This is a genomic window from Pseudomonas citronellolis, assembly GCF_029335315.1.
Lineage (GTDB): Bacteria > Pseudomonadota > Gammaproteobacteria > Pseudomonadales > Pseudomonadaceae > Pseudomonas > Pseudomonas citronellolis_A.
Genome location: NZ_JARJLT010000176.1, coordinates 1 through 6,359, shown reverse-complemented (window position 1 = coordinate 6,359; position 6,359 = coordinate 1). Strand labels below are relative to the sequence as shown.

Below are 6,359 nucleotides of genomic sequence, written 5' to 3'. Positions count from 1 at the left end.
CGGCGGACGGCGCGTTCGACAAGTCTAGGAGATCGCCGACCGGCGGCGCCCGCTCTCAGCGTCCGAAGCGCCGGGTCTGCATCTCGCGCAGGCGGCTGAGGGTGCGGCGGAACGGGAATTCCAGGCCGCCCTGGCGGTACAGCGCCTCCAGCGGCACCTCGGCCTCCAGGTACAGCGGCACGCCACGGTCGTAGCATTCGTCGACCAGGGCGATGAAGCGCCGCACCGCGTCGTCGCCAGCGGCCAGGCTCGGCAGCTGGCGGTCGCCGGCAGCCACCCGCCGGGCGCCGTCCTCGGTGCCACGGGCGATCCGCGCGTCGCGCCGCTCACCGCCCAGCGCCGGCACCTCGCCGACCAGGATGGCCTGGAAGCGATCGCACAGGGCGATGAAGTCCGGCGCCGCCAGCGGCTGCTCGCAGAGGTCGGCGTAGCGGCTCCAGAGCACGCCGTTGCCCTGGCGCAGCAGGCCGACCCGGCGCGCGCCGAGGGCCAGCGGTTCGCCGTTGCCGCTGCCGGCCAGCGCCGCGAACACGTAGCCCAGGGCGCTCGGCAGGCCCTCGCGGCGCAGCCAGTAACGCTGCATCGGCTCGCCGGGATGCAGGCGGTGGTCCTGGCCGCCGTCCATCGCCACCACCTCCAGGTGACGCTCCATGGCGGCGATGGCCGGCAGGAAGCGTTCACGGTTGAAGCCGTCGGCGTACAGCTCGCGCGGCGGCTGGTTGGAGGTGGCGACCAGCACCACGCCGCGCTCGAACATGGCCTGCAGCAGGCCGCCGAGCAGCATGGCGTCGCCGATGTCGCTGACGAAGAACTCGTCGAAGCACAGCACCCGCACCTCCGTCGCCAGCTCGGCGGCCAGCGCCGCCAGCGGCTCGGGCGTGCCGGACAGCTGGAACAGGCGGCGGTGCACCCACTGCATGAAGTGGTGGAAATGCTGGCGCCGCGCCGGCAGCTCCAGGCTGTCGAGGAAGCGGTCGAGCAGCCAGGTCTTGCCGCGCCCGACCGGGCCCCACAGGTACAGGCCGCGCGGCCGTTCGCCACGGCGCAGGGCCTGCTGGCAATCGTCGAGCAGGCGCGCGGCGTGCAGCTGCGCGGCGTCCTCGGCGAAGCCTTTTTCGGCCAGCGCGTGGTGGTAGGCCTGCAATGGCGAAAGCGCGGGCATGGCGGCGTTCATTGCGCGGGCACGATCATGGACACCCGGCGGTTTTCCATGCGCCCGGTCGCCGTGTTGTTGTCCGCCACCGGCTGCTGCATGCCGCGCCCGATCACCTGCAGGCGTTCAGCGGGCATGCCGACCTCGATCAGCGCCTGCGCCACCGACTGCGCGCGACGCACCGAGAGCTGCTGGTTGTAGGCCGGCTCACCGTAGGAGTCGGTATGCCCTTCCAGGCGCATGCCGTCGATGCCGACCTGCAGCAGCGCGCGGCCGATGCGCTGGATGTCGGCGCGGCTGGCGGGGTTGATGCTGTCGAGGTTGTTGCCGAACAGCACCTTGCTCGACAGTCCCAGCTCCCAGCCTTCGTCGTTGAGGGCGAAGCCCTCCTGCTTCAGCGTCGCCACCTGCTCAGGCGTCAGGCCCTTGGGCGGCAGCGTCTGGCAGGCGGCCAGCAGGACGGTCAGGGTCAGGGCGCCGAGCGCTCGGCTCAGGCGCGGGAACGAGGGACTCACGGGCTTTCTCCTGGGGGGTGGATACGGGGGTGGACGGCGTCGGTCGTGCCAGGCTGCGGTGGCCGGGGCCGCTGCGCTTGGCCGCGTACATGGCGGCGTCGGCGCTGTGCAGCAGCTCGGTCGGCAGCCGGCCATGCTGCGGATACAGGGCGACGCCGACGCTCAGCGAGGTGTGCACCTCGCCGCCGTCGGGCAGGCCGATGGGCACCAGCATGCTGGCGAGGATTTCGTCGGCGATGCGCAGCGCCGTGTTGGCGTCCGGCAAGGGCGCCAGCAGCACGGCGAACTCGTCGCCGCCCAGGCGCGCCACCAGGTCGCTGTCGCGCAACAGGCCGCGCAGGCGCTCGGCGATGGCCACCAGCACGGCGTCGCCGGCGGCGTGGCCGAGGCGGTCGTTGATCTGCTTGAAGCGGTCGGAGTCGATGAACAGCACCGCCGCCCGCTCGCCGCGCGATGCCAGTTCACGCAGGGTACGGCTCAGGCGCCCCTCGAAGAAGGCGCGGTTGGGCAGCCGGGTCAGGCTGTCATGGCTGGCCTGGTGCGCCAGCGAGGCGTTTTCCCGCTCCAGGTGCCGTTGCCAGTTCTCCAGCTCGTCGAGCAGCGCGTTGAAGTCGCCGCCCAGTTCGTCCAGTTCGGCGATCCGCGCCGGCGGCACGCGCTGGGCGAACTGGCGGTCGCGGCGCACCGCGTGGGCCACCCGCGCCAGGCGGTCGAGCGGCGTGACGATGCGGCTGACCACGCGCCGCGACAGGTAGAAAACCCCCAGGGCGATCAGCAGCAGGCACACCAGCATGCCGCCCAGGCCGGCGAGCAGGAAGGTCAGCAGGCGCCCGCCGGTGCCTTTCAGGCGCACCTCGCCGATCACCTGGCCGTCGTGGACGATCGGCTGCACCGCCTCGTGGTTCAGCCACAAGGTGCCGATGAAATGCCGCAGCAGGCTCTTGCCGTGGGTGCGCTGCCAGCTCGCCAGCAGGTGCCCGTCGTTGTCGTGCACCGCACAGCTGCTGACTTCCTCGCTCGCGGCGATCAGATGCAGCGCCTCTTCGGCGGCCGCCTTGTCGTTGAACACCACTGCGGCCTCGGCCGTATAGGCCATGGAGCGGGCGATCAGTTGCAGGTTGTGCTCGGCGTAGGCGCGCAGGGTCAGCAGGCCGAGCACGCTCACCGCCAGGCCCACCAGGCACACCGAAACCATGGCCACGCCCAGGTGCGCGCGGTACAGCAGGCGGCCCAGGGATTTGCGCCGCGAGGCACGGCGTTCGCTCAGGTGCGGCAGGCTCATGGCTTGCCCCTCCGCCGTCCCAGGTTGAGCACGCTGGGGTGCACGCGCACTTCGCTGCGCGCCACCGAGTCGAGGTTGACCAGGAAGGATGGCCGGCGCTCGTCGAACACCAGGCAGAACATGCCGCCGAGGCTGCACTGCGGGTTCTCTTCGTCGATGGACAGTACCGGGTGACCGGCCAGGCGCTCGACCATGCGCTGGCGCTGCGCGGCGTCCAGCTCACCGAGATAGGCCACGTCGCACTGGCTGACCAGCTCCGGGTCGTCGAGCTCGCGCCGGCGTACCTCGATGCGCCGCCCGCTGGCCTGGCGCAGCTCGCCCTGGGCCAGCAGCGCGCCGGCGTAACGGGTCGGGCCGAGTACGCAGAGCGCCAGTTGCTCCGGCTCCCGGGGCCAGCGCACGTAGCTGAGGATGCTCAGCAGCATCTGCTCCACCGCCTGGTCGCGCTCGCCCGAGGCGGCTTCGTCGGCCAGGCACGACGCAGTCGCCAGCGCGCCGCTGAAGAGCGCCGCCAGGCAGTGCAGCAGGGTGAGGCGGCGAGTCGCCGGCGCGGTCAAAGGCAAGATGGCGGCTCCGGATGAAGCATCGACGGCTTGGAATGGGGGGCGCGACATAGTAACGATTTCGTCACAGTATTTCGCCGTACAGTTGACGGATAGCTGAATATTGATCTGTATCTGTCAAATAACCGGCGTCATTTCCACCCCAGCAAACGGCCCTTTCGCACATGGCGGATGTCGATTCCTGATTGGCAGGATTCGAATCACTCCATCGATTGTCGCTAGCGCCCCCGCGGCGGCCCAATAGCCCCGTACGGCAACCCGCCGCCCACCGCGCCACCCAGGAGGCCGCCATGACACTCGCCATCGACGGGGTGAAAGTCCCCGACAGCCAGCTCGCCCGCGAAATCACCGAAATGGTCCGCGACAACGCCACCCCGCTGCTCTTCCACCATTCCTCGCGGGTCTACTACTGGGGCGCGCTGAGCGGCGCCCGCCAGGGCCTGACGTACGACGCCGAGCTGCTCTACGCCGGCGCCATGTTCCACGACATGGGCCTGATGCCGCGCTACTGCAGCCAGTGCGAGCGCTTCGAGGTGGACGGCGCCGACTGCGCCGCCGAATTCCTGCGCGGCCACGGCATCGCCGAGCGCGACGTGGAAACCGTATGGACCGCCATCGCCCTGCACACCACGCCGGGCATCCCCCGGCACATGCGCGCGGAGATCGCCCTGGTCACCGCCGGGGTGGAGATGGACGTGCTGGGCATGCAGTACGAGGCCTTCCCCGCCGCGGTGCGCGACGCCGTGGTCGCCGCCCACCCGCGCGGCGATGCGTTCAAGCAGGCGATCATCGATACCTTCTACCAGGGCATCAAGGACAAGCCGCAGACCACCTTCGGCAACGTCAAGGCCGACGTCCTGGCGCTGAAGGACGCGCAGTTCGAACGCGGCAACTTCTGCGAGGTGATCCTCGGCTCGGCCTGGCCCAGCTGAGCCCCCGGGCAAGCCCCCCGGATGAACCGCCCGGCTCAGGCGCCGGCGGCCTCGGCCACCAGCGCCTGCAGCCAGTGCATGAACACCCGCGCGCGCTGCGGCTGGCGGCGGTGGGCGTAGAGCAGCTGGATCTCCAGGGGCGCCGGGCGCAGGACCGGCAGCACCTCCACCAGTTGTCCGGCGGCCAGGTATTCGGCCAGGCCGTGGCGTGGCGCCTGGATCAGCCCCAGGCCGCCCAGGCAGGCGCCTTCGTAGGCCTCGGCGTTGTTCACCGTGACGCTGCCGGGCATCGGCAGGTAGCGCGTCTCGCCGCCCTGGCGGTATTCGAAGCCGGCCGGACGCGTGCCCAGCACCGGCACGTAGTGCACCAGCCGGTGCCCGGCCAGGTCCTCGAGGCCGCGCGGCGTGCCGTGGCGGCGCAGGTACTCGGGGCTGGCGCAGTTGATCTGCGCGAAACCGCCCAGCGGCCGCGCCACCAGCGAGGCGTCGGCCGCACCGCCGACCCGCAGCACGCAGTCGAAGCCCTCGCGCACCAGGTCGACGCGGCGGTCGGTGCTGCTGATTTCCAGCTCCACGCCCGGATAGCGCGCGGTGAATTCGCCCAGGCGCGGCATCACCACCTTGCGCGCGACTATGGTCGGCATGTCCACCCGCAGGCGCCCGGCGAGCACCGCGCCGTCCTGGCGGAACAGCCCCTGCAGCTCGTCCATCTGCGCCAGCAGCTCCTTGCTACGCTCGTAGAACACCAGGCCGTCCTGGGTCGCGCTGACCTTGCGCGTGGTGCGCTGCAGCAGGCGCGTGCCGAGCAGCTCCTCCAGCGCCAGCACCTGTTCGGAGACCGTGGAGCGCGGCAGCCCCAGCTGCTCGCCGGCCTGGGTGAAGCTGGAAAGTTCGGTGACGCGCACGAAGGTGCGCAGCAGTTCGGGCTTCAACATCGACGTAGCCCCTCGGGCATTGTTCGGCCATACCGACCAGTATTTCCGATTTCGCCAGATTTATCAGCATGCAACCGGACAATAACCTTGTCCGCAATCCCACCCCGCACAGGAGCCACGCCATGTCCCGCAAGATCGCCCTCATCACCGGCGCCAGCCGCGGCCTCGGCCGCAACGCCGCCCTGCACCTGGCCGAAGCCGGCGTCGACATCATCGGCACCTACCGCAGCCAGGCCGACGAAGCGCGCATCGTCGCCGACGAGATCCGCGAGCACGGCGCGCGCGTGCTGATGCTGCCCCTGGACGTCGCCGACAGCGCCAGCTTCGCCGACTTCGCCCAGCGCGTCGGCGCTGGCCTCAAGGAGCAGTTCGGCCGCGAGCGCTTCGACTACCTGGTGAACAACGCCGGCATCGGCATCCACGCGAGCTTCGCCGAGACCACCGAGGAACAGTTCGACCAGTTGCTGAACATCCAGCTCAAGGGCCCGTTCTTCCTCACCCAGCGCCTGCTGCCGCTGCTCGCCGATGGCGGCCGCATCCTCAACGTGTCCACCGGGCTGACCCGCTTCGCCCTGCCCGGCTACGCCGCCTACGCGGCCATGAAGGGCGCCATGGAGGTGCTGACCAAATACCAGGCCAAGGAACTCGGCGCGCGCGGCATCTCGGTGAACATCCTCGCGCCCGGCGCCATCGAGACCGATTTCGGCGGCGGCCTGGTGCGCGACAACGCCGAGGTCAACCGGCAGATCGCCGGCAACACCGCGCTGGGCCGGGTCGGCCTGCCGGACGACATCGGCGGCGCGATCGTTTCGCTGCTGGCCGACAACAGCCGCTGGATCAACGGCCAGCGGGTGGAAGCCTCGGGCGGGATGTTCCTCTGACGCCCGGACGGCGGATGATCGCGGACGGAGTCCGCTCCTACGGTTCCAGGGTGCACGGTCCGTAGGAGCGGACTCCGTCCGCGATGGGTTCCCGGCCG

Annotated in this window: 7 protein-coding genes; 2 read left to right on the top strand and 5 right to left on the bottom strand. The window is 70.6% G+C overall.

Translation table 11 applies throughout. The features are described from left to right. Positions 1 to 55: 55 nt before the first annotated feature. Genes zapE through P3W75_RS14010 form a run of 4 tightly spaced genes read right to left on the bottom strand, consistent with a single transcriptional unit; the run spans position 56 to position 3,564 of the window. Positions 56 to 1,162, bottom strand: a complete 1,107-nt coding sequence (gene zapE, locus P3W75_RS14025; protein ID WP_276227963.1) for a cell division protein ZapE — start codon at positions 1,160 to 1,162, stop codon at positions 56 to 58. A gap of 8 nt (positions 1,163 to 1,170) precedes the next feature. Continuing rightward, positions 1,171 to 1,668, bottom strand: a complete 498-nt coding sequence (locus tag P3W75_RS14020; protein ID WP_276227962.1) for an OmpA family protein — start codon at positions 1,666 to 1,668, stop codon at positions 1,171 to 1,173. Continuing rightward, on the bottom strand, positions 1,565 to 2,950 hold the full coding sequence (locus tag P3W75_RS14015) for a diguanylate cyclase domain-containing protein (protein WP_276227961.1): 1,386 nt from the start codon (positions 2,948 to 2,950) through the stop codon (positions 1,565 to 1,567). The genes P3W75_RS14020 and P3W75_RS14015 overlap by 104 nt, the downstream gene beginning before the upstream one ends. Further along, complete coding sequence (locus tag P3W75_RS14010; protein WP_430765374.1) at positions 2,947 to 3,564, bottom strand: YfiR family protein; 618 nt, start codon at positions 3,562 to 3,564, stop codon at positions 2,947 to 2,949. The genes P3W75_RS14015 and P3W75_RS14010 overlap by 4 nt, the downstream gene beginning before the upstream one ends. 239 nt (positions 3,565 to 3,803) lie before the next feature. Between P3W75_RS14010 and P3W75_RS14005 the strand changes: the two genes are divergently transcribed. After that, complete coding sequence (locus P3W75_RS14005; protein ID WP_276227959.1) at positions 3,804 to 4,445, top strand: HD domain-containing protein; 642 nt, start codon at positions 3,804 to 3,806, stop codon at positions 4,443 to 4,445. Positions 4,446 to 4,480: 35 nt separating this feature from the next. On the opposite strand, the gene P3W75_RS14000 is transcribed toward P3W75_RS14005, so the two are convergent. Continuing rightward, positions 4,481 to 5,380: a LysR family transcriptional regulator gene (locus P3W75_RS14000; RefSeq protein ID WP_276227958.1), complete on the bottom strand. Its 900-nt coding sequence runs from the start codon at positions 5,378 to 5,380 to the stop codon at positions 4,481 to 4,483. Positions 5,381 to 5,502: 122 nt separating this feature from the next. Between P3W75_RS14000 and P3W75_RS13995 the strand changes: the two genes are divergently transcribed. After that, positions 5,503 to 6,261, top strand: coding sequence for an SDR family NAD(P)-dependent oxidoreductase (locus P3W75_RS13995; RefSeq protein WP_276227957.1), 759 nt, complete (start codon positions 5,503 to 5,505; stop codon positions 6,259 to 6,261). The last annotated feature ends 98 nt before the right edge of the window (positions 6,262 to 6,359 follow it).